The organism is Virgibacillus kimchii (genome assembly GCF_055379185.1).
The window spans coordinates 3,982,735-4,002,468 of the sequence record NZ_AP043951.1 but is presented as its reverse complement, the minus strand read 5'-3'; the positions used below and the strand labels follow the sequence as shown (position 1 = coordinate 4,002,468).

The following is a 19,734-nucleotide window of genomic DNA, read 5'->3' as shown; positions in this document are numbered from 1 at the left end:
CCAATTATTTATTTGATAGTTACATATTTTTACTTTGCTGAAGAAGTTTTGAATCTCCTGTTCTTTCCCACTCTTCTACCGTTTCATACGCTCTTTCAGGGGAATAACCTTTTCCAACAAGAACACCCATTAGTATAAATTCCTGAAGGATATGTGTAGCATTTATTCCTCTTTTTATATCCTCTAACCCTTCTTTCACTAGAAATTCCGTATGCTGAACCCATTCATCTGGAGTTTTCCTAAAAACAATTTGTTTTCCATTTTCTTCTTCTGCGGCCATTGCATCTTCTTTTGTTGGATGTACCGTTCCAAATGGATGTTCTGGAGGCGCATAAATAGTATATAACTTTAACGGTGTATTTCCGGTATTCGTCAAATTATGCCACTTACCAGCAGGAACCATGATGGCATAATCTTCAGTAACTCTTCTCTCGTAGGTCAAATTGTTTTGCGTATCACCCATTTGAACAAGAGCCTCGCCTTGTTCAATACGAAGAAATTGATCCACATCCGGATGAATTTCTAAACCGATATCTTCTCCAACTCCAATACTCATCAAAGTAACCTATAAGTTATTTCCAGTCCATATTGCAGTGCGGAAATTACGGTTTCGTTTTGCAGCCTCTTCAATATTGATAACAAATGGTTGCTTTCCCTGATCTCCCAATTTCTCTGCTCTACTTTCTACTTGCATTGGATCCCGGTTTTCCATTGCCTGCGGATAGCCCCAATATGGAGGGTATTGCGGTACGTAAGCCATTGGTACATATTGAACTGGATACATATAAGGTGATGAATACATATTTCTCACTCCTTCATAATTGTCACAAATATCCTATGCATAATGCCCAATAAATGTACGTTACCTTCCTGGTTCCGGATAATAATATACAGATAATGTCATATGAACGATAGCCCGAAAAGGATCATAAGATAAACAAGAGCTAAACCTTAGGAGGAGAATCATATGTATTATTCCAATTCATTTCGTCAAATTGAAAATTATGGTGCTGCAGGAGCATTAAATGCCCCAACATTAACCTTACCTCAAATGTTGACCTATGCCATTCAAGACGAATATCTGGCTCAGGCCAGATATAATAATATCCTGGAAACCTTCGGATATATTCGTACATTTGCTCAAATACAACAAGCAGAAATGAGACATATCGATGCATTGCTACCCCTTTTTTATCTTTACCAAGTTCCACTTCCACAAGATTTATCCTACTCCTTTGTTACTGCACCAGAAAATATAAAATCAGCATATGCAATTAGCGTTCAAGGGGAAATAGACAATATTGCAATGTATGATAGATTCTTATCACTAAATATTCCAAACGATGTGCAAATCGTTTTTACCCAGCTGCGCAACGCCTCAGTTAACCATCTCGCAGCATTTGAACGAGGACTAGCCAGAAACTAAATTAGAAAAGCCGTTCTCCAATTATAACGAGTTCGGCTCTTATAATTTTTTCAAACAGATCGTCACATTTCATTTGACGTAAATGTAGGATTACATTCTGTGAAGCAATTACAACTTCTTTTAAAGTGCATACATACAATGTAGACTCTCCTGTATAATAAAAATACTACGTTTCCTGTTATTTAAAGAATATATTAGTTAGTAAATATGATTTAACCTATTCAGGAAAATATGTTGATTATAATGAATAAATATCTTCAATATACGTGTGGATCGTAACTAATTCCAATCTTGTGTTCATAAGATCTTTCTCTTTCGTCACTGTAATTAACTTGTTTATGCTTTCATATAAACTCTCATATTCGTCTTCATCACCCAGTAATTGAATTTTCCATTTATTATTTTTGTAAATTTCCTTTAATTCCTTCGCCTGAACTATAGCTTCCTCCCAATTTGGATCTTCTAATCCATTCTCCATTTCGTTAATTTGCTTAAAAAAAACATCTCCACCAACCATAATTTCACAACTTGTCAGCAGTAACAAAAGACAAGTATAAATAATAATTTTTCTCAATATGTGTGTCTCTCCTTAATACAATGAATTTATATTCTTATATTTACCAATAATAAAGTTTATAGTATTTGTAAAAGGTGGAAACACAAATGCCAGAGCTTATTTTAATAATAATCCGTTCTATAGCAGCTTTCCTCATATTATTTTTGATGGCAAGAATAATGGGAAAGAAACAAATTTCTCAGCTTACTTTTTTTGATTATTGTGTTGGTATAACGATAGGTTCTATTGCTGCAACGATGTCTGTTGATCAGAATGTTAAAGCATTAAACGGGGTAATGTCGTTATTTATCTGGGGGTTATTCCCTATTTTATTAGCATATTTGGGAATGAAATCAAATACTTTTTCCAACCTGACAGATGGAAAAGCAACCATCTTAATAAAGAACGGAGAAATTCTAGAGAAAAACATGAAGAAAAATCTCCTAAATCTTAATGAATTAATGCTGCTTTTAAGAGAAAAGAATGTCTTTAAAGTATCTGATGTGGAAATGGCTGTTTTGGAAACGAATGGTCAATTAAGTATTATGCTTAAAACAGATAAACAACCAGTAAATGCAAAAATGTTAGATATCCTGGTTGAACAAGAACATGGTCCTACTATTTTGATAATGGATGGAATTGTCATGAATAAGAGTATGAAAAAATTAGGATATACAATCGAGTGGTTACGCGGAGAAGTCCAGAAACAAGGTGCCAGTGACATAAGAGACGTCTTTTTGGCCCAGATTGATTCTCATGGACAGTTATATATTGATTTATATGAGGATAATAATAAGTTAGATCCTATAGAGGAAAAAGCGCTGATTCGCGCAAATTTAAAAAAATTACAGGCAGATCTTGAAAATTTTGCATTGCAAACAGAAAATCCACAAGCTAAGAAAATGTACACGGAGCAAGCTTATAAATTAGATAAGTTATTAAAAGAAGTTTTACCTTTTTTAAAATAATATATTAACACGCTGCTGAATGAATTTAATACTTTGCGTAACCTTACTCAGGACAATTATTATTCAGTTGTAATAAATTTTGTGCCGATAATTATTCAGAAACTGATTTCAATCGTTGTTTATTTTTATGTATACAACTTATCATTTATAGACTAAACAAAATTAAAAAAAACAGGGATAACCCTGTTTTTTTATATATTTTCGTGGATATAATACCGGTGGTCGGGGTCGAACCGACACGTCCCGCAAAGGACATGGGATTTTGAGTCCCACGCGTCTGCCAATTCCGCCACACCGGCATATGCAATAATATATTGGAGGCGGTAACCGGATTCGAACCGGTGGTAAAGGATTTGCAGTCCTCTGCCTTACCTCTTGGCTATACCGCCATGTTAAATAACAAGAGAGCGGAAGACGGGATTCGAACCCGCGACCCCCACCTTGGCAAGGTGGTGTTCTACCACTGAACTACTTCCGCATCTGGCTGGGCCACTAGGATTCGAACCTAGGATACACGGGATCAAAACCCGATGCCTTACCGCTTGGCTATGGCCCAATTATATAATAATTTTATATGGGGCGACCGGTGGGGATCGAACCCACGTATGCCGGAGCCACAATCCGGTGCGTTAACCACTTCGCCACGGCCGCCATATAGAAAATGGCAGGGGTAGTAGGAATCGAACCCACATCAAAGGTTTTGGAGACCTTCGTTTTACCATTAAACTATACCCCTACTATTTAAAGTGGTGGAGGGGGAGAGATTCGAACTCCCGAACCCTGAGGGAGCGGATTTACAGTCCGCCGCGTTTAGCCACTTCGCTACCCCTCCAAAACAAAAATACAATAAAATGGTGGCTCGGGACGGAATCGAACCGCCGACACAGGGATTTTCAGTCCCTTGCTCTACCGACTGAGCTACCGAGCCGTATTATATTGTCAATGTTAATCAATATATATGGCGGTCCGGACGGGACTCGAACCCGCGACCTCCTGCGTGACAGGCAGGCATTCTAACCAACTGAACTACCGGACCTTATTAATCATACTACATTAAATTAGAGCATCTTGGTTGTACTTTGCAGCACTACTGATTTCCAACTAGCAATGATGCATATTCGACGTAGTTAGTTGGAATAATTTGGTTGCGGGGGCAGGATTTGAACCTGCGACCTCTGGGTTATGAGCCCAACGAGCTACCAGACTGCTCCACCCCGCGGTGTGAGTAAATATTTAATTAACCTGTGTACCTTTACTTGGTGATTCCTTAAAATATTAACCTCTGCATCTGACAGCTTATTCAATAATGCGTAATGCTTCGAGGTTACTCGCGGTTTATTCGGTAGGAGTAACGTTGTTGCTCCACCCCGCGATATGAATTAATTAATGGTGGAGGATGCAGGGCTCGAACCTGCGACCCCTTGCTTGTAAGGCAAGTGCTCTCCCAGCTGAGCTAATCCTCCGTGTTGGTGACCCGTACGGGATTCGAACCCGTGTTACCGCCGTGAAAGGGCGGTGTCTTAACCACTTGACCAACGGGCCAATTATACTTTAAAAGTGGCGGAGAGCGAGGGATTCGAACCCTCGAGGCCGCGATAACGGCCTACACGATTTCCAATCGTGCTCCTTCGGCCACTCGGACAGCTCTCCATGTGGCTCCACAGGTAGGATTCGAACCTACGACCGATCGGTTAACAGCCGATTGCTCTACCACTGAGCTACTGTGGAAAAGGAATTTATCCAGCCTGGCGGCGTCCTACTCTTGCAGGGGCAAAGCCCCAACTACCATCGGCGCTGGAGAGCTTAACTTCTGTGTTCGGCATGGGAACAGGTGTGACCTCTCCGCTATTGCTACCAGGCCTTTGGGAAGGATATGATCTCTTCCAACCAGTCACCGACAAATTCAGTGACAACCATTATTATAATTGTTTTTCATAAAAAATCAAGTGAAATTACATGATTATGTATAATTTTGTACCTTAAAAACTAAATAAGAGCATAGAACGACATATTTTAGTTTAGTTAAGTCCTCGATCTATTAGTATCCGTCAGCTCCACGTGTCACCACGCTTCCACCTCGGACCTATCAACCTCATCGTCTCTGAGGGATCTTACTCATTTAAAATGATGGGAAGTATCATCTTGAGGGTGGCTTCATGCTTAGATGCTTTCAGCACTTATCCTTTCCACACGTAGCTACCCAGCTATGCTCCTGGCGGAACAACTGGTACACCAGCGGTGTGTCCATCCCGGTCCTCTCGTACTAAGGACAGCTCCTCTCAAACTTCCAACGCCCACGACGGATAGGGACCGAACTGTCTCACGACGTTCTGAACCCAGCTCGCGTACCGCTTTAATGGGCGAACAGCCCAACCCTTGGGACCGACTACAGCCCCAGGATGCGATGAGCCGACATCGAGGTGCCAAACCTCCCCGTCGATGTGAACTCTTGGGGGAGATAAGCCTGTTATCCCCGGGGTAGCTTTTATCCGTTGAGCGATGGCCCTTCCATGCGGAACCACCGGATCACTAAGCCCGACTTTCGTCCCTGCTCGACTTGTAGGTCTCGCAGTCAAGCTCCCTTCTGCCTTTACACTCTGCGAATGATTTCCAACCATTCTGAGGGAACCTTTGGGCGCCTCCGTTACCTTTTGGGAGGCGACCGCCCCAGTCAAACTGCCTGCCTGACACTGTCTCCGGACCGGATCACGGCCCTGGGTTAGAAGGTCCATACAGCCAGGGTGGTATCCCACGGGTGCCTCCACGTAAGCTGGCGCTCACGCTTCCAAGGCTCCCACCTATCCTGTACAAGCTGTACAGACATTCAATATCAGGCTACAGTAAAGCTCCACGGGGTCTTTCCGTCCTGTCGCGGGTAATGCGCATCTTCACGCATAGTATAATTTCACCGGGTCTCTCGTTGAGACAGTGCCCAAGTCGTTGCACCTTTCGTGCGGGTCGGAACTTACCCGACAAGGAATTTCGCTACCTTAGGACCGTTATAGTTACGGCCGCCGTTTACTGGGGCTTCAGTTCTGTGCTTCGGGTAAAACCCTAACACTTCCCCTTAACCTTCCAGCACCGGGCAGGTGTCAGCCCCTATACTTCGCCTTGCGGCTTCGCAGAGACCTGTGTTTTTGCTAAACAGTCGCTTGGGCCTATTCACTGCGGCTTCTCATGCAAGAAGCACCCCTTCTCCCTAAGTTACGGGGTCATTTTGCCGAGTTCCTTAACGAGAGTTCTCCCGCTCACCTTAGGATTCTCTCCTCGCCTACCTGTGTCGGTTTGCGGTACGGGCACCTATGAACTCACTAGAGGTTTTTCTTGGCAGTGTGAAATCGGGAACTTCGCTACTATATTTCACTCCCCATCACAGCTTGAGATTGCCAGACGGATTTGCCTGCCTGACTCTCTTGCTGCTTGGGCGCACGCTTCCATCCGTGCGCTTTCCCTATCCTTCTGCGTCACCCCGTCGTTCAAACGCTCATGAGGTGGTACAGGAATATCAACCTGTTGTCCATCGCCTACGCCCTTAGGCCTCGGCTTAGGTCCCGACTAACCCTGAGAGGACGAGCCTTCCTCAGGAAACCTTAGGCTTTCGGTGAAAGAGATTCTCACTCTTTTCTCGCTACTCATACCGGCATTCTCACTTCCAATCGCTCCACCAGTCCTCACGGTCTGACTTCTCTGCCATTGGAACGCTCTCCTACCATTGTTCGTAAGAACAATCCGCAGCTTCGGTGATACGTTTAGCCCCGGTACATTTTCGGCGCAGAGTCACTCGACCAGTGAGCTATTACGCACTCTTTAAATGGTGGCTGCTTCTAAGCCAACATCCTGGTTGTCCGGGCAACTCCACATCCTTTTCCACTTAACGTATACTTTGGGACCTTAGCTGGCGGTCTGGGCTGTTTCCCTCTCGACTATGAACCTTATCACCCATAGTCTGACTCCCAAGCAAAAGTATCCGGCATTCGGAGTTTGACTGAATTCGGTAACCCGGTGAGGGCCCCTAGTCCAATCAGTGCTCTACCTCCGGTACTTCACACTTGAGGCTAGCCCTAAAGCTATTTCGGAGAGAACCAGCTATCTCCGTGTTCGATTGGCATTTCACCCCTACCCACACCTCATCCCCGCATTTTTCAACATACGTGGGTTCGGGCCTCCTGTCAGTGTTACCTGACCTTCACCCTGGACATGGGTAGATCACACGGTTTCGGGTCTACGACCGCATACTTACTTCGCCCTGTTCAGACTCGCTTTCGCTGCGGCTCCGTGTCTTCCACTTAACCTTGCATACGATCGTAACTCGCCGGTCCATTCTACAAAAGGTACGCCGTTACGCATTAACGCGCTTCGACTACTTGTAGGCACACGGTTTCAGGTTCTGTTTCACTCCCCTTCCGGGGTGCTTTTCACCTTTCCCTCACGGTACTGGTTCACTATCGGTCACTGGGGAGTATTTAGCCTTGGGAGATGGTCCTCCCGGATTCCGACGGAATTCCTCGTGTTCCGCCGTACTCAGGATCCACTCCGGAGGAAACTCTTTTTCAATTACAGGGCTGTTACCTTCTGTGGCTGGCCTTTCCAGACCGATTCGTTTAAAGAATTTCTTGGTAACTCCAATGGAGTGTCCTACAACCCCGGAAAGTAAACTTTCCGGTTTGGGCTCGTTCCGTTTCGCTCGCCGCTACTTGGGAAATCGCTTTTGCTTTCTCTTCCTCCGGGTACTGAGATGTTTCAGTTCCCCGGGTCTGCCTCATCTACCCTATGTATTCAGATAGATGTACTGCTCCATTACGAACAGTGGGTTCCCCCATTCGGAAATCCCCGGATCAAAGTTTACTTACAACTCCCCGAGGCATATCGGTGTTAGTCCCGTCCTTCATCGGCTCCCAGTGCCAAGGCATTCACCGTGCGCCCTTATTCACTTAACTAAGCTTTATAATGAATAAGCGTCACTAATTTTATTAGCCTTCGCTTACAATCAAATGTTATTGATGTCGTTGTTACTCTTATTTAGTTTTCAAGGTACAAGCTTCCACAGGATGTGGTGACTTCTGTGTTCGCCACAAATGTTTCCGGTGGGACGAGCATTCATGCGCAGTCCCAGGACGTGGCGGGTTTTAACAGAAGATCCTTTGAGAGGCTTTTGCTCTCTCAAAACTGAACCAAACAACACAGTATGTTTTCATCTGACAAAGTCAGATGTTCCGTTATATATCCTTAGAAAGGAGGTGATCCAGCCGCACCTTCCGATACGGCTACCTTGTTACGACTTCACCCCAATCATTGGTCCCACCTTCGGCGGCTGGCTCCAAATGGTTACCTCACCGACTTCGGGTGTTACCAACTCTCGTGGTGTGACGGGCGGTGTGTACAAGGCCCGGGAACGTATTCACCGCGGCATGCTGATCCGCGATTACTAGCGATTCCGGCTTCATGCAGGCGAGTTGCAGCCTGCAATCCGAACTGAGAATGGTTTTGTGGGATTTGCTTGGCCTCGCGGCTTCGCTGCCCTTTGTTCCATCCATTGTAGCACGTGTGTAGCCCAGGTCATAAGGGGCATGATGATTTGACGTCATCCCCACCTTCCCCCGGTTTGTCACCGGCAGTCACCTTAGAGTGCCCAACCTAATGCTGGCAACTAAGATCAAGGGTTGCGCTCGTTACGGGACTTAACCCAACATCTCACGACACGAGCTGACGACAACCATGCACCACCTGTCACTCTGTCCCCGAAGGGAAAACTCTGTCTCCAGAGTGGTCAGAGGATGTCAAGACCTGGTAAGGTTCTTCGCGTTGCTTCGAATTAAACCACATGCTCCACCGCTTGTGCGGGCCCCCGTCAATTCTTTTGAGTTTCAGCCTTGCGGCCGTACTCCCCAGGCGGAGTGCTTATTGCGTTAACTTCAGCACTAAGGGGCGGAAACCCCCTAACACCTAGCACTCATCGTTTACGGCGTGGACTACCAGGGTATCTAATCCTGTTCGCTCCCCACGCTTTCGCACCTCAGCGTCAGTTACAGACCAGAGAGTCGCCTTCGCCACTGGTGTTCCTCCACATCTCTACGCATTTCACCGCTACACGTGGAATTCCACTCTCCTCTTCTGCACTCAAGTCCTCCAGTTTCCAATGACCCTCCACGGTTAAGCCGTGGGCTTTCACATCAGACTTAAAAGACCGCCTGCGCGCGCTTTACGCCCAATAATTCCGGACAACGCTTGCCCCCTACGTATTACCGCGGCTGCTGGCACGTAGTTAGCCGGGGCTTTCTGGTGAGGTACCGTCAAGGTGCCGCCTTATTCAAACGGCACTTGTTCTTCCCTCACAACAGAGCTTTACGATCCGAAAACCTTCATCACTCACGCGGCGTTGCACCGTCAGACTTTCGTCCATTGCGGATGATTCCCTACTGCTGCCTCCCGTAGGAGTCTGGGCCGTGTCTCAGTCCCAGTGTGGCCGATCACCCTCTCAGGTCGGCTACGCATCGTCGCCTTGGTAAGCTTTTACCTCACCAACTAGCTAATGCGCCGCGGGCCCATCTGTGAGCGGCAGCCAAAGGCCGCCTTTCAACTTCCCTTCATGCAAAGAAAAGTATTATCCGGTATTAGCCCCGGTTTCCCGGGGTTATCCCAGTCTCTCAGGCAGGTTGCCCACGTGTTACTCACCCGTCCGCCGCTCGATCCACAAGCGTCACCCCCGAAGGGGATCTGCCTGCTTCACGCGCTCGACTTGCATGTATTAGGCACGCCGCCAGCGTTCGTCCTGAGCCAAGATCAAACTCTCCATAAAAGTTTGAATGTAATGGACACCAATCCACTACCTTCTCTTAGCTTCAAAAATTGATACAGGGTTAACTAGTCTTCCTCAGCCGGACTTACGTCCGACCTCCAACTGCTTTCCTGACATCTGTTTACATACTGGTTGTTTTGTTCAGTTTTCAAAGAGCAAATTTTTGGATGCCACTTATTTCGTGACAAGATTTAATTATATCACCTTAAGCAACTTATGTCAACATGTTTTTTCTGTTAACATTCGCCCGCTCAAATTGGCGACTTTTATATAATAGCATAATCACCAACTGAGAGTCAAGAACAATTTTCTGTTTGCTGTCGGTAATTCATGCCGTCTCTTTTGACGACGCTATTTACTTTATCATGGTTCAACAGCAAAGTCAACGGTAAAATTAATACACTCATAACCTGCAATTTATCAGTCACAGTCTACATTAAATCCTCGACACTAAAAAGTTAGCTCCCATTTTATTTTAAATCCATATCTTAAAGTTCACCAAACACTAAAGTTTATTATTCTTTATCTGTCTCGCCTTCAAAACATCCAGCTGGACCGGGGGATTACAAAAAATTCAAATCCCCCGCAGTTATTTCACTATATAGTAACTATGCAATAACCCTGCTTAATGTTCCTGATCAATTACCGTATATTTTCGCTCATGGAATCCAGCCTCTTTCCATTCCTCATTTACCGAACGAATAATTTTTTTATCCATCAGATAGGAGAAAATCGCATTCAAATCCAAAGAGTATGGTTCCACCATCGGCATAGACTTCAGCTCCGCATATGACCATGCACTTTCCCTTGTTCGCATGATATTAAGTAAATGTCTTACTGAATCCGCCGCTCTGGAGCTAATAACAAAATCCATGGCAATCAACATGAGCTGAACCCGCTTCTCCATATCTTCCTGACTATCAATAAACTCCTCATATAATTTGTATACTTCCATATCAATTTGCCGCAGCTGTCTCCATACCGTGACCTCCGGATAATATCCTTGTTCAATTACCGCCAGCCTGGCCAGATAATGAAGGGAGTATAAAATTTTACTGTACGCATCTTTACATTCTCCCATATCAAATAAATACCTTGCTTCATTATAGCTTTTAACAAGCTTCCCAAATTCAATTGTCTTTCGCAGTTCCCTTTTATGCACAGGAAAATCCCTCAATTGATTTTTCAACTCATAGATATACTCCCCTTTATCAAGCAGCACTTTTCCGTAAATGATCCATTCGACTGCCCGACGGTACCCGCTGGTATCAACCCAGTTCATAAGGAGCCCTTCATTTACAACATGCATAGCTACGGATTTTCCCTCTGTTTCGTAATGTTTGACGTACCACGTTCGATTTATATCCTTCACGATAATTAAAAGAATGACATCAAACCCATCGGTAACAGGGCTGTTTGGTTCTGTTTTTTCCATCATTAAAATACCTAATGTATTTAAGTCATTTGCATAATCTTTATATAAAGGAAGCAGATGATGATCCATAATAGTTCTCCTCCAAATCATTTGTCTTTAATATATTTCGTTACAACTGGATGAAATCCTGTTTCTGTAACAAAATTTTAATAAACTTACGCAAAACTGCCTTTAAAATCTGTCATTTACAATGAATGAATAGTCTTTTAAAAAACAAAGAGTGAAAAAAAGTCTGTTTACGAAAGAATAAACAACAGTCACAGAATGAGGAGAATAGGAATCTTTTAGTTTTTTGGCAGCTTTATTTAATTGCTCGTCTAAAATTGGAGAGGTTTACTAAAAATATGCTATACTACATAGTGAAATATTGAAGGAGGACCAGCATGGCACAATTAGTTTATTCCAGTAAAATAAACAAAATAAGAACCTTTGCCCTGTTATTGATCTTTGGCGGGATCCTGTTGATGTATGGCGGACTGCTGAGCCGCGGAACTCAATGGCTGATGTTTACATTCTTTGCGCTCGGTGTCCTGATGGTGATATTGAGCTGTGTTGTTTACTTATTCATCGGCACGCTCTCTCTTAAAGCAGTACCCATCGTCTGTCCAAGCTGTGAGAAACATACGAAGATGCTTGGCCGTGTGGATGCATGCATGCATTGCAAACAGCCGCTGACACTTGATAAAGATTTAGAAGGCAAGGAATTTGATGAAAAATATAATACACGGCGCTACACCAAAGAAAAGAAGGAAAAAGAGAAGCAATAGAAACCGGAACCCGGGGACTCTGCTTCCCTTACAAATCAAACTTCTTCACTGCTAACAGGAAATCCGTATATGATTACGGATTTTTTTCTTGGCAGATGCTAGGCAACAAACCAGCTTTTCTAAGAATGCTACTGCTTATGTTTCCCATCAACCCGTTAAAAAGTCTGCAGCAACAGCCAATTACTATACCTATCGGAAAAGAGGTATAACAATGATATTAATCATCGACAATTATGATTCCTTTACATATAACCTCGTACAGTATATCCGGCAGTTAGATCTAAACGTAATGGTGAAAAGAAATACGGAAACTACAATAGAAGAAATTGAATACATAAAACCCTCCCATATTTTGCTTTCACCGGGGCCAGGCAATCCCGATGGCGCAGGGATCAGCCTGGAACTGACTGATCATTTTCATCCGCATATTCCGATACTTGGCGTCTGCCTTGGTCATCAGATTATTGCTCAATACTTTGGCGCGGAAATCATTAAAGCAAAACAACCAATGCACGGAATGGTCTCTCCCATTCGACATGATGGCAAAGGTATTTTTCAATCCATGAAAAATCCGCTGTCGGTGACGAGGTATCATTCCCTGATTGTGGATTCAAATACATTGCCTGGGTGTCTGGAAGCAAGCGCTTTTTCCAACAATGGGGAAATTATGGGATTACGGCACAAGTCGTACCCTGTTGAGGGAATACAGGCACATCCGGAAGCCATTTTAACGGAGCATGGCATTAATTTGTTGCGAAATTTTTTTGCCGGGAAAGGGAGGAATAAAAATGCCAAAGCTTCAATTTGATTTTATTGATGATCAAGGTAATAAACGGCCTTTCTTATTTAAAAATCCGGAAACCGTCATTTTGGCAGAAACTGCAGATGAAGTAGTACCCGCCCTGAAAAAAGTACAGAACGCTGTAAATAAAGGGTTTTATGCTGCCGGTTATTTATCCTACGAAGCTTCTCCTGCATTCGATCCAGCCTTTCAAGTACATAAAAATCATCGGATGCCGCTTGTATGGTTTGGAATTTTTCAGCAGCCTGCTACCGGAGAAACCAAAGATATGAAAAAATTTCATACAACAGACTGGATAACACAGATCAGCCATGAAGGATACTGTCAAAATATAGAAAGCATAAAAAAAGCTATTGAAGCTGGAGACACCTATCAAGTAAATTACACGGTTCGCATGGAGTCCCGTTTCAGCGGAGACGCAGAAGCATACTACAACCATTTAGCCCAAAAGCAGGCAGCCAATTACGGTGCCTATCTCGATATAGGCGATTTTTCCATATTATCCGTTTCCCCCGAATTGTTCTTTCATCTAAAGGATGGAAAGTTGACAACGAAACCAATGAAAGGAACCGCAGCCAGGGGTATGACACCGGAAGAAGACAGGGAAAAAGCAGCTTGGCTGTATCATTCGGAGAAAAACAGGGCGGAAAATGTAATGATTGTAGATTTACTGCGAAATGATCTGGGGATGATCGCCAAGACGGGAACTGTACAGGTGCCGAAGCTTTTTTCCATTGAATCCTATCCGACAGTTCACCAAATGACATCCACTGTAACGGCGGAAGTTCCAGAGGAAATAGACATAGCCGCTATTTTTAAAGCCTTGTTTCCGTGCGGTTCCATTACCGGTGCCCCAAAAATAAGTACGATGAACATCATTCACCGGCTGGAGAAAGAACCGCGGGAAGTATATTGCGGGGCTATCGGATTTATTACCCCCGAACAGGAAGCCATCTTTAATGTACCCATTCGCACGGTTATGATTGATCATCATTCGAATATCGCCCAATATGGCGTTGGCGGCGGGATTACCTGGAATTCCGATAATCAGGAGGAGTATGAGGAAATGTTGACAAAAGCGAAAGTACTGCAAGAAGCATGTCCGGATTTTCATTTATTGGAAACAATTGGCTGCCGGGATGGTGAGTATCTGGTTTTACAAGAGCATATGGAAAGACTGCAGCAATCAGCAGAATACTTTCACTTCCTAGTAAATATAGAGAAGATAGAGAAAGAACTGCTCGATTATAAGAAGCAACTGCAAAAAGGAGATTGGAAAATTCGCCTGCTGCTGGCCAAGGATGGAGAGATCACACTGGAAGCTCAGGAAATACCGCAGATGAATGCCACCGCCCAAGCTGCACTCGCCAAAACGCCGGTCGAACGAAACGATATTTTCCTTTATCATAAGACAACGAATCGTGCAGTGTATAAGAGCAAATTGGCGGAGCATGAAGGGAAATTTGATGTATTGTTATGGAATGAAGAGGAAGAATTAACAGAGTTTACGATGGGAAATCTGGTCGTTGAATTAAACGGGGCACTTTACACGCCGCCTGTTTCCTGTGGTTTATTGAATGGTACTTATAGAAGGGCCTTGTTAAAAAAAGGGAAGATCAAGGAAAAAATCATCAAAGTGGATCAGTTGCCGGCATGCAAAAATATATGGTTTATTAACAGCGTCCGTAAATGGATTCCTGTTGAGATAAACAAAAATCCAAATGCATAATCACATTTGGATTTTTTCATAAATGAATTATTATTGCGGTCTTGTAGCCGTAGTTTGGCAATCTTCGCATTTCCCGTAAACTTCCATGCGGTGATGGCTTACCTCAAACCCGGTTACCTGTTCAGCCAATGATTCCACTTCATCCAAAGGAGGGTAGTGAAAATCAACGATCTTGCCGCATGAATTACAAATTATATGATAATGTTCTTCCGTATTGCAATCAAACCGGCTGGAAGCATCCCCATAGGTCAGTTCTCTCACTAGTCCGATTTCACGCAATACGCGTAAATTATTATATACTGTGGCAACACTCATATTAGGGAATTTTCCTTCAAGGGCTTTATAAATCTCGTCGGCTGTTGGATGAACCATAGAGTTTAAAAGATATTCAAGCACTGCATGGCGCTGGGGTGTAATCCGGACGCCTGATTCTTTCAAGGTGTCCATCGCTTCCTGTAAACGCTTTTCAGACATCGTCATCCACCTCTCTTCCGATACTATATACTATATCAATAAAATTATTAATTTATAATCTTTATAAATAGTTTACGCTCTATATGTGACATGTGTCAAATAAAGAATATTTTTTAAAGGAAGAATGAGAATCAGGTAGACATGGTGGTATGTTCTTTAAAAAATTCATTTATGCTGTACTTGAATGAAAAATTGCTCGGCGCGTAGGCGAAATCGGCACAGCAAATGAAGTTTTATCGCTGATTGATCAAGGCATATGGATGGGCAATTTCCCCTCGGATCATGTGTTTGAAAGCTTTCTTGGACGCATCGTTGGAGATGTGAGCGCCAACCATGTTCTTGAGAACCTCTATCGGGTACACGGACAGGCGATTTCCCTCCAACCGTGTACTTGAGAACCTCCATCGGATACATGGACAGGCGATTTCCCTCCAACCATGTTCTTGAGAACCTCTATCGGGTACACGGACAGGCGATTTCCCTCCAACCGTGTACTTGAGAACCTCCATCGGATACATGGACAGGCGATTTCCCTCCAACCATGTACTTGAGAACCTCTATCGGGTACACGGACAGGCGATTTCCCTCCAACCGTGTACTTGATAACCTCCATCGGATACATGGACAGGCGATTTCCCTCCAACCGTATTCTTGAGAACCTCTATCGGGTACACGGACAGGCGATTTCCCTCCAACCGTGTACTCGAGAACCTCCATCGGATACATGTACGAGTAATTTCCCTCCAACCGTATTCTTGAGAACCTCTATCGGGTACACGGACAGGCGATTTCCCTCCAACCGTGTACTCGAGAACCTCCATCGGGTACATGAACGAGTAATTTTCCTCCAACCGTGTACTCGAGAACCTCCATCGGATACACGGACGAGCGATTTCCCTCCAACTATGTACTTGAGAACCACCATCGGGTACATCGTTGGAGGTTTTTTCGCTATTCATGCACTTGAAAGGGGTTCATCAGCCCTCTAAATATCTGTGATGAGCGGCCGTTCTTCTCCACCCAGCTGCTGGTTGACATATCTGGCCCCAACAAATAAAAAGTCGGAAAGCCGGTTTAAATAAGACACAACGAGCGGGTTCACATCCTCCACACCAATGGCTGTGCGCTCCGCTCTTCTGGCAATCGTCCTCGCTGCATGAAGTGCACTGGAAGCACTGTGGCCAGATGGCAATATAAATTGTTTCAACGGTTCCAGTTCCTGATCCCATGCATCAATTTGATTCTCCAATTCTTCAATATGCTCCTCCTTGAGTTTCCAAGCCACCTCTTTATCTGTTGGTGTTGCCAGCTCTGCACCGACGTGAAAAAGGATTGTCTGTACCCAGTGCATTTTTTCAATAAAATTATCCTTGCCTGCAAAATCTTCCTTGTCCAAAAAACTGAGTCCCCACCCTATCATGGAGTTCGCTTCATCACATGTTCCATATGCTTCCACACGGATATCATTTTTTGCAACTCTTCTGCCATAAACAAGAGATGTCTGTCCTTTATCTCCTGAACGTGTGTATATTCGTGCCATGATTAATACCCCCTGGTTACATCTATTTTATTTACAAAATCATCTTTGCCATCAAGGTAAACCTGCAAATTTTCATCAAAGATAGCCAATGCCCTTCTCACATAATGTTTCGACATTCCTGACAGATGAGGTGTAATTGTTATGTTTTCTTCCTTCCATAATGGGTGGTCCGCCGGTAGTGGTTCTTGTTCAAACACATCCAAAATGGCATGGTAAATTTCCCTGTTTTGGATGGCTTTTAAAAGTACTTCACTTTTAACCAGGTCCCCTCTTCCCATGTTGAGGAAGATACTGTGATTCGGCAGCTGCTCGAAATAATCATACGTAAACAGTCCTACTGTCTCCTTTGTGCTGGGCAGGACGGAAACGACAAGATCAGCATGCGGCAGCAGACTTTCCAAATCCTTCGTCTGATGATTTTCGTCAAAATGAGTGACAGCTTTCCCACTTCTGGATACACCTACTGTCGTAACCCCAAAAGCCCGGGCAAGACGTGCCACTTCCTGGCCGATTGCTCCAGTGCCGAGAATAAGCATTGTTTTTCCTTTTAACTCCTGCATTCGCACCGTGCGGTCCCATATATGCTCCTTTTGATTATTCAATAAGGTCTGCGTCTCGCGAAGCACCTGCAGCAGCATGGTGATGGCATACTCGGCCATCGGTGTTTTATGGATGCCGCGTGCATTTGTCACATATATTCCTCTTTCTCCAATTTCCTTAAACGGCATTTTTTCCATCCCTGCAGAAATTACCATGATCCACTTCAGCTTGTCAGCAATTTTTATTAAGTCAGCATGAAGATCCTCCCCATATGTAACGAGAATTTCCGCTTCGGGTAAATGCGCTTTGGCCCCATTCATATTATCGCAAAAAACAAATGACTGCTCCGGGTATTTTTCCTTTAATGCATCTTTGTGCTTTTGTGAAATTTTTGCAGAAAAAAGTATCATGATAGATCCCCTCCTTGTTCACCCTCTTCTTTCTATCATAAAGGTTTTTCGCCGGAATGAACAATAGGAAGGTATGTATAAATTAAAAACACTTCTTCCGTGGTCATTTTTTATGACAGTCATTACTGTTCAGTAAATTCAGAGGGGGTTTCTCGTACCAGGTTGGCCTGCCATGAAGCAGGGTCGATGTGACTACTGGGTTCACTCCTTTTTCCAAAGAAACTTACATCTCCTTTGATTACATGAAATAACAATGGAAGTTGGTCGAGTTTATACTTTTTCAGCCATCTGCCGGTAGCTGTCACCATTCTAAAGCTATCCCTTCCTGAATTCCGTAATGATTGCCGGCGCGGATACATATAAGGCGGGAATGCAGTAATTAACCGGGAAGGGTTGGACAATGTACGAAACTGCCATAAAGTAAAGGGTATGTTTTTACGGTTTATAGAGGGTTCCCTCTGAAAAATAGGCCTCCCCTCTCTTTTAAAGATGACTATGCTAATGCTGAAAAATACCGGCAGCAGAATAATCACCAGCATGATACCAAGCAGGATATCCATCATTCTTTTTAACACCCGGTATTCTTTCTTGTTGGCCGTCTTCTTTTTTTCCGGCAATTTATTTCCTCCCCCCCACTATCATGCTTTATCCTTTTACTAAATTTATTCAAAAAAGACAGGTATATTACACAGGAGAGGAAGAATTTATTGCGATTGGTTTTAGAGGGTGAGAACTGTCCAACTTTTAGTATATACTTGGCAGAGAAGTATTTTTGTTTGTTGTTCATACTGGTTGTAGATTTTTACACAATTTAACTGAAAAGTCATATATTTATAAGGAGTGAAGGCAATGAGCAAGGAAACGATCGTTGACTGGATGGAGGAAAATAAACACACGTTCACTGAGATGGCGCAAAATATTTGGGACAACCCGCAAATTGCTTTTGAGGAAGCGTATGCAAGCAGGCTGCAAATGGATGCTTTAAAAGAAGCAGGCTTTTCCGTTCAAAAAAAAATTAATAATCTAGATACTGCATTTATTGCTGAGTACGGAAAGGGAGCACCGGTCATTGGCATTCTTGGTGAATTTGATGCACTTCCCGGTCTTTCCCAAAAGCCAGTGCCGGTAAAAGAGGAAATGAAACAAAATGGACCCGGCCACGGATGCGGCCACAATCTGCTTGGAACTGCCGGTGTGGAAGCAGTCATTGCTCTGAAGGAAAAAATGGAAACAGATGATATGCAGGGTACCATCCGCTATTACGGCTGTCCGGCAGAAGAAGTTTTATCCGGGAAAACTTATATGGCTAAAGCAGGTGTTTTTAATGATCTTGATTGTGCCTTAACCTGGCATCCCATGACAAGGAATGCCGCCATGTATAAAAGTATGCAGTCCATGGTATCGATTAAGTTTCACTTTAAAGGAAAACCTGCCCATGCTGCTGCATCACCGGAATCCGGCAGAAGCGCCCTGGACAGTGTGGAAATTATGAATATCGGCGTCAATTATCTGCGTGAACATGTACCGGACGGAACACGCATGCATTACACGATTACTGATGGCGGCCAGGCACCGAATATCGTACCGGAAACGGCCTCTGTCTGGTATTTTCTCCGCTCAAGCTCCAAAGAAGACGTGGAGAAAATTCTACGGAGAGTCAAGGACATTGCCAAAGGGGCTGCCCTGATCAATGATACCGAGGTGGACTCAGAAGTGCTGGCATTTCCATATGAAACACTGCCGAATAACTCGTTAAATGAATTAATGTATCGAAACATGCTCGAAAGCAAGCCGCTTGTTTATACAGAAGAAGAATATCAGTTTGCAGAGGAACTCGCCAAAACTTTACCGAGTGCGGGTAAACCTGTGGAAGAATTACTGCGGACTTCTGTTTCTTTTAAACCTTATAAAGAGGGCGCTTCCATGTCAGGTTCCAGCGATGTAGGTGATGTGAGCTGGATAGTACCGATGGGCATGATCACCACCACGTGTGCTCCCAAAGGAACGGCATTGCATTCCTGGCAGGCAACGGCTTCATTCGGCACGGAAATTGGTTACAAAGGAATGCACCTTGCAGCAAGCAGCATGGCACTTTCTGCTTATGATTTGCTTATCAATAAGGATAATATTTTGGAAAAAGCAAAGGAAACCTTTGATGAATTGCGGGATGGAAAAGTATATGAGGCCGGGATTTAACAGCAGTATGGAAGGGGTTCACGCAGATAGAAATTCTCACTGATCTATCTGCGTGGACGAATTAGCTCATTAGCCTTTTGAATCCATAAATGGTA

Annotated in this window: 12 protein-coding genes, 14 tRNA genes, 3 rRNA genes and 1 pseudogene; 6 read left to right on the top strand and 24 right to left on the bottom strand. The window is 44.0% G+C overall.

Annotation, left to right across the window (positions count from 1 at the left end; all coding sequences use genetic code 11):
* Positions 1-265: 265 nt before the first annotated feature.
* Positions 266-802: pseudogene (locus tag ACZ42C_RS19520) on the bottom strand (cupin domain-containing protein); the annotation flags it as partial.
* A 165-nt stretch (positions 803-967) separates the two neighbouring features.
* Between ACZ42C_RS19520 and ACZ42C_RS19515 the strand changes: the two are divergent.
* A complete protein-coding gene (locus tag ACZ42C_RS19515) occupies positions 968-1,426 on the top strand; it encodes a ferritin-like domain-containing protein (RefSeq protein ID WP_461183171.1) in 459 nt (152 codons plus the stop codon).
* Between the two features lie 238 nt (positions 1,427-1,664).
* Here ACZ42C_RS19515 and ACZ42C_RS19510 read toward each other — a convergent pair whose 3' ends face one another.
* Positions 1,665-2,000 carry a DUF4363 family protein gene (locus ACZ42C_RS19510; protein WP_461183172.1) on the bottom strand — a complete coding sequence of 112 codons (336 nt, stop codon included), beginning with the start codon at positions 1,998-2,000 and terminating at the stop codon, positions 1,665-1,667.
* An 89-nt stretch (positions 2,001-2,089) separates the two neighbouring features.
* Here ACZ42C_RS19510 and ACZ42C_RS19505 point away from each other — a divergent pair, with 89 nt between their 5' ends.
* Positions 2,090-2,950 carry a DUF421 domain-containing protein gene (locus ACZ42C_RS19505; protein ID WP_461183173.1) on the top strand — a complete coding sequence of 287 codons (861 nt, stop codon included), beginning with the start codon at positions 2,090-2,092 and terminating at the stop codon, positions 2,948-2,950.
* A 213-nt stretch (positions 2,951-3,163) separates the two neighbouring features.
* Here the strand turns inward: ACZ42C_RS19505 and ACZ42C_RS19500 are convergent.
* From ACZ42C_RS19500 to ACZ42C_RS19415, 18 genes are all read right to left on the bottom strand, one after another.
* Positions 3,164-3,249, bottom strand: a tRNA-Leu gene (locus ACZ42C_RS19500).
* A gap of 16 nt (positions 3,250-3,265) precedes the next feature.
* Positions 3,266-3,339, bottom strand: a tRNA-Cys gene (locus tag ACZ42C_RS19495).
* Positions 3,340-3,356: 17 nt separating this feature from the next.
* A tRNA-Gly gene (locus ACZ42C_RS19490) sits at positions 3,357-3,428 on the bottom strand.
* Between the two features lie 3 nt (positions 3,429-3,431).
* Positions 3,432-3,506 (bottom strand) — tRNA-Gln (locus ACZ42C_RS19485).
* Between the two features lie 19 nt (positions 3,507-3,525).
* Positions 3,526-3,601: transfer RNA gene (locus ACZ42C_RS19480), tRNA-His, on the bottom strand.
* 11 nt (positions 3,602-3,612) lie between these two features.
* A tRNA-Trp gene (locus tag ACZ42C_RS19475) sits at positions 3,613-3,686 on the bottom strand.
* 11 nt (positions 3,687-3,697) lie between these two features.
* Positions 3,698-3,782: transfer RNA gene (locus ACZ42C_RS19470), tRNA-Tyr, on the bottom strand.
* Positions 3,783-3,802: 20 nt separating this feature from the next.
* Positions 3,803-3,878, bottom strand: a tRNA-Phe gene (locus tag ACZ42C_RS19465).
* Between the two features lie 31 nt (positions 3,879-3,909).
* Positions 3,910-3,986, bottom strand: a tRNA-Asp gene (locus tag ACZ42C_RS19460).
* A 106-nt stretch (positions 3,987-4,092) separates the two neighbouring features.
* A tRNA-Met gene (locus ACZ42C_RS19455) sits at positions 4,093-4,169 on the bottom strand.
* 168 nt (positions 4,170-4,337) lie between these two features.
* Positions 4,338-4,413: transfer RNA gene (locus ACZ42C_RS19450), tRNA-Val, on the bottom strand.
* A gap of 4 nt (positions 4,414-4,417) precedes the next feature.
* Positions 4,418-4,492: transfer RNA gene (locus ACZ42C_RS19445), tRNA-Glu, on the bottom strand.
* 16 nt (positions 4,493-4,508) lie between these two features.
* Positions 4,509-4,600: transfer RNA gene (locus ACZ42C_RS19440), tRNA-Ser, on the bottom strand.
* Positions 4,601-4,603: 3 nt separating this feature from the next.
* Positions 4,604-4,678, bottom strand: a tRNA-Asn gene (locus ACZ42C_RS19435).
* Between the two features lie 15 nt (positions 4,679-4,693).
* A 5S ribosomal RNA gene (gene rrf / locus ACZ42C_RS19430) occupies positions 4,694-4,809 on the bottom strand.
* 159 nt (positions 4,810-4,968) lie between these two features.
* Positions 4,969-7,887 (bottom strand): 23S ribosomal RNA (locus tag ACZ42C_RS19425).
* 293 nt (positions 7,888-8,180) lie between these two features.
* Positions 8,181-9,746, bottom strand: a 16S ribosomal RNA gene (locus ACZ42C_RS19420).
* Together the 16S, 23S and 5S rRNA genes with 14 tRNA genes alongside form the textbook arrangement of a ribosomal RNA operon.
* Before the next feature lie 625 nt (positions 9,747-10,371).
* On the bottom strand, positions 10,372-11,250 hold the full coding sequence (locus ACZ42C_RS19415) for a nucleotidyltransferase-like protein (protein WP_461183110.1): 879 nt from the start codon (positions 11,248-11,250) through the stop codon (positions 10,372-10,374).
* 314 nt (positions 11,251-11,564) lie between these two features.
* Between ACZ42C_RS19415 and ACZ42C_RS19410 the strand changes: the two genes are divergently transcribed.
* The 3 genes from ACZ42C_RS19410 to pabB all read left to right on the top strand — a co-directional run bounded on the left by ACZ42C_RS19410 (position 11,565) and on the right by pabB (position 14,479).
* Positions 11,565-11,948 carry a DUF2614 family zinc ribbon-containing protein gene (locus tag ACZ42C_RS19410; RefSeq protein ID WP_461183109.1) on the top strand — a complete coding sequence of 128 codons (384 nt, stop codon included), beginning with the start codon at positions 11,565-11,567 and terminating at the stop codon, positions 11,946-11,948.
* A 211-nt stretch (positions 11,949-12,159) separates the two neighbouring features.
* A complete protein-coding gene (locus ACZ42C_RS19405) occupies positions 12,160-12,756 on the top strand; it encodes an anthranilate synthase component II (RefSeq protein ID WP_461183108.1) in 597 nt (198 codons plus the stop codon).
* Positions 12,737-14,479 carry an aminodeoxychorismate synthase component I gene (gene pabB / locus ACZ42C_RS19400; protein ID WP_461183107.1) on the top strand — a complete coding sequence of 581 codons (1,743 nt, stop codon included), beginning with the start codon at positions 12,737-12,739 and terminating at the stop codon, positions 14,477-14,479. The genes ACZ42C_RS19405 and pabB overlap by 20 nt, the downstream gene beginning before the upstream one ends.
* Positions 14,480-14,509: 30 nt before the next feature.
* On the opposite strand, the gene perR is transcribed toward pabB, so the two are convergent.
* The 4 genes from perR to ACZ42C_RS19380 form a co-directional block, all read right to left on the bottom strand.
* Complete coding sequence (gene perR, locus ACZ42C_RS19395; RefSeq protein WP_461183106.1) at positions 14,510-14,953, bottom strand: peroxide-responsive transcriptional repressor PerR; 444 nt, start codon at positions 14,951-14,953, stop codon at positions 14,510-14,512.
* Positions 14,954-15,938: 985 nt separating this feature from the next.
* Positions 15,939-16,493 carry a cob(I)yrinic acid a,c-diamide adenosyltransferase gene (locus ACZ42C_RS19390; RefSeq protein ID WP_461183105.1) on the bottom strand — a complete coding sequence of 185 codons (555 nt, stop codon included), beginning with the start codon at positions 16,491-16,493 and terminating at the stop codon, positions 15,939-15,941.
* A gap of 2 nt (positions 16,494-16,495) precedes the next feature.
* Positions 16,496-17,443 carry a D-2-hydroxyacid dehydrogenase gene (locus tag ACZ42C_RS19385; protein ID WP_461183104.1) on the bottom strand — a complete coding sequence of 316 codons (948 nt, stop codon included), beginning with the start codon at positions 17,441-17,443 and terminating at the stop codon, positions 16,496-16,498.
* A 122-nt stretch (positions 17,444-17,565) separates the two neighbouring features.
* Positions 17,566-18,060: a sugar transferase gene (locus ACZ42C_RS19380; RefSeq protein WP_461183103.1), complete on the bottom strand. Its 495-nt coding sequence runs from the start codon at positions 18,058-18,060 to the stop codon at positions 17,566-17,568.
* A 232-nt stretch (positions 18,061-18,292) separates the two neighbouring features.
* Between ACZ42C_RS19380 and ACZ42C_RS19375 the strand changes: the two genes are divergently transcribed.
* A complete protein-coding gene (locus ACZ42C_RS19375; protein WP_461183102.1) occupies positions 18,293-19,639 on the top strand; it encodes an amidohydrolase in 1,347 nt (448 codons plus the stop codon).
* Positions 19,640-19,734 lie beyond the last annotated feature (95 nt).

What these genes read in the sequence shown, in the direction of transcription:
- ACZ42C_RS19410 (WP_461183109.1), top strand. Translation starts at nt 11,565, where the DNA reads ATGGCACAATTAGTTTATTCCAGTAAAATAAACAAAATAAGAACCTTT.
- ACZ42C_RS19385 (WP_461183104.1), bottom strand. Translation starts at nt 17,443, where the DNA reads ATGATACTTTTTTCTGCAAAAATTTCACAAAAGCACAAAGATGCATTA.
- ACZ42C_RS19405 (WP_461183108.1), top strand. Translation starts at nt 12,160, where the DNA reads ATGATATTAATCATCGACAATTATGATTCCTTTACATATAACCTCGTA.
- pabB (WP_461183107.1), top strand. Translation starts at nt 12,737, where the DNA reads ATGCCAAAGCTTCAATTTGATTTTATTGATGATCAAGGTAATAAACGG.
- ACZ42C_RS19505 (WP_461183173.1), top strand. Translation starts at nt 2,090, where the DNA reads ATGCCAGAGCTTATTTTAATAATAATCCGTTCTATAGCAGCTTTCCTC.
- ACZ42C_RS19390 (WP_461183105.1), bottom strand. Translation starts at nt 16,493, where the DNA reads ATGGCACGAATATACACACGTTCAGGAGATAAAGGACAGACATCTCTT.
- ACZ42C_RS19415 (WP_461183110.1), bottom strand. Translation starts at nt 11,250, where the DNA reads ATGGATCATCATCTGCTTCCTTTATATAAAGATTATGCAAATGACTTA.
- ACZ42C_RS19375 (WP_461183102.1), top strand. Translation starts at nt 18,293, where the DNA reads ATGAGCAAGGAAACGATCGTTGACTGGATGGAGGAAAATAAACACACG.
- perR (WP_461183106.1), bottom strand. Translation starts at nt 14,953, where the DNA reads ATGTCTGAAAAGCGTTTACAGGAAGCGATGGACACCTTGAAAGAATCA.
- ACZ42C_RS19515 (WP_461183171.1), top strand. Translation starts at nt 968, where the DNA reads ATGTATTATTCCAATTCATTTCGTCAAATTGAAAATTATGGTGCTGCA.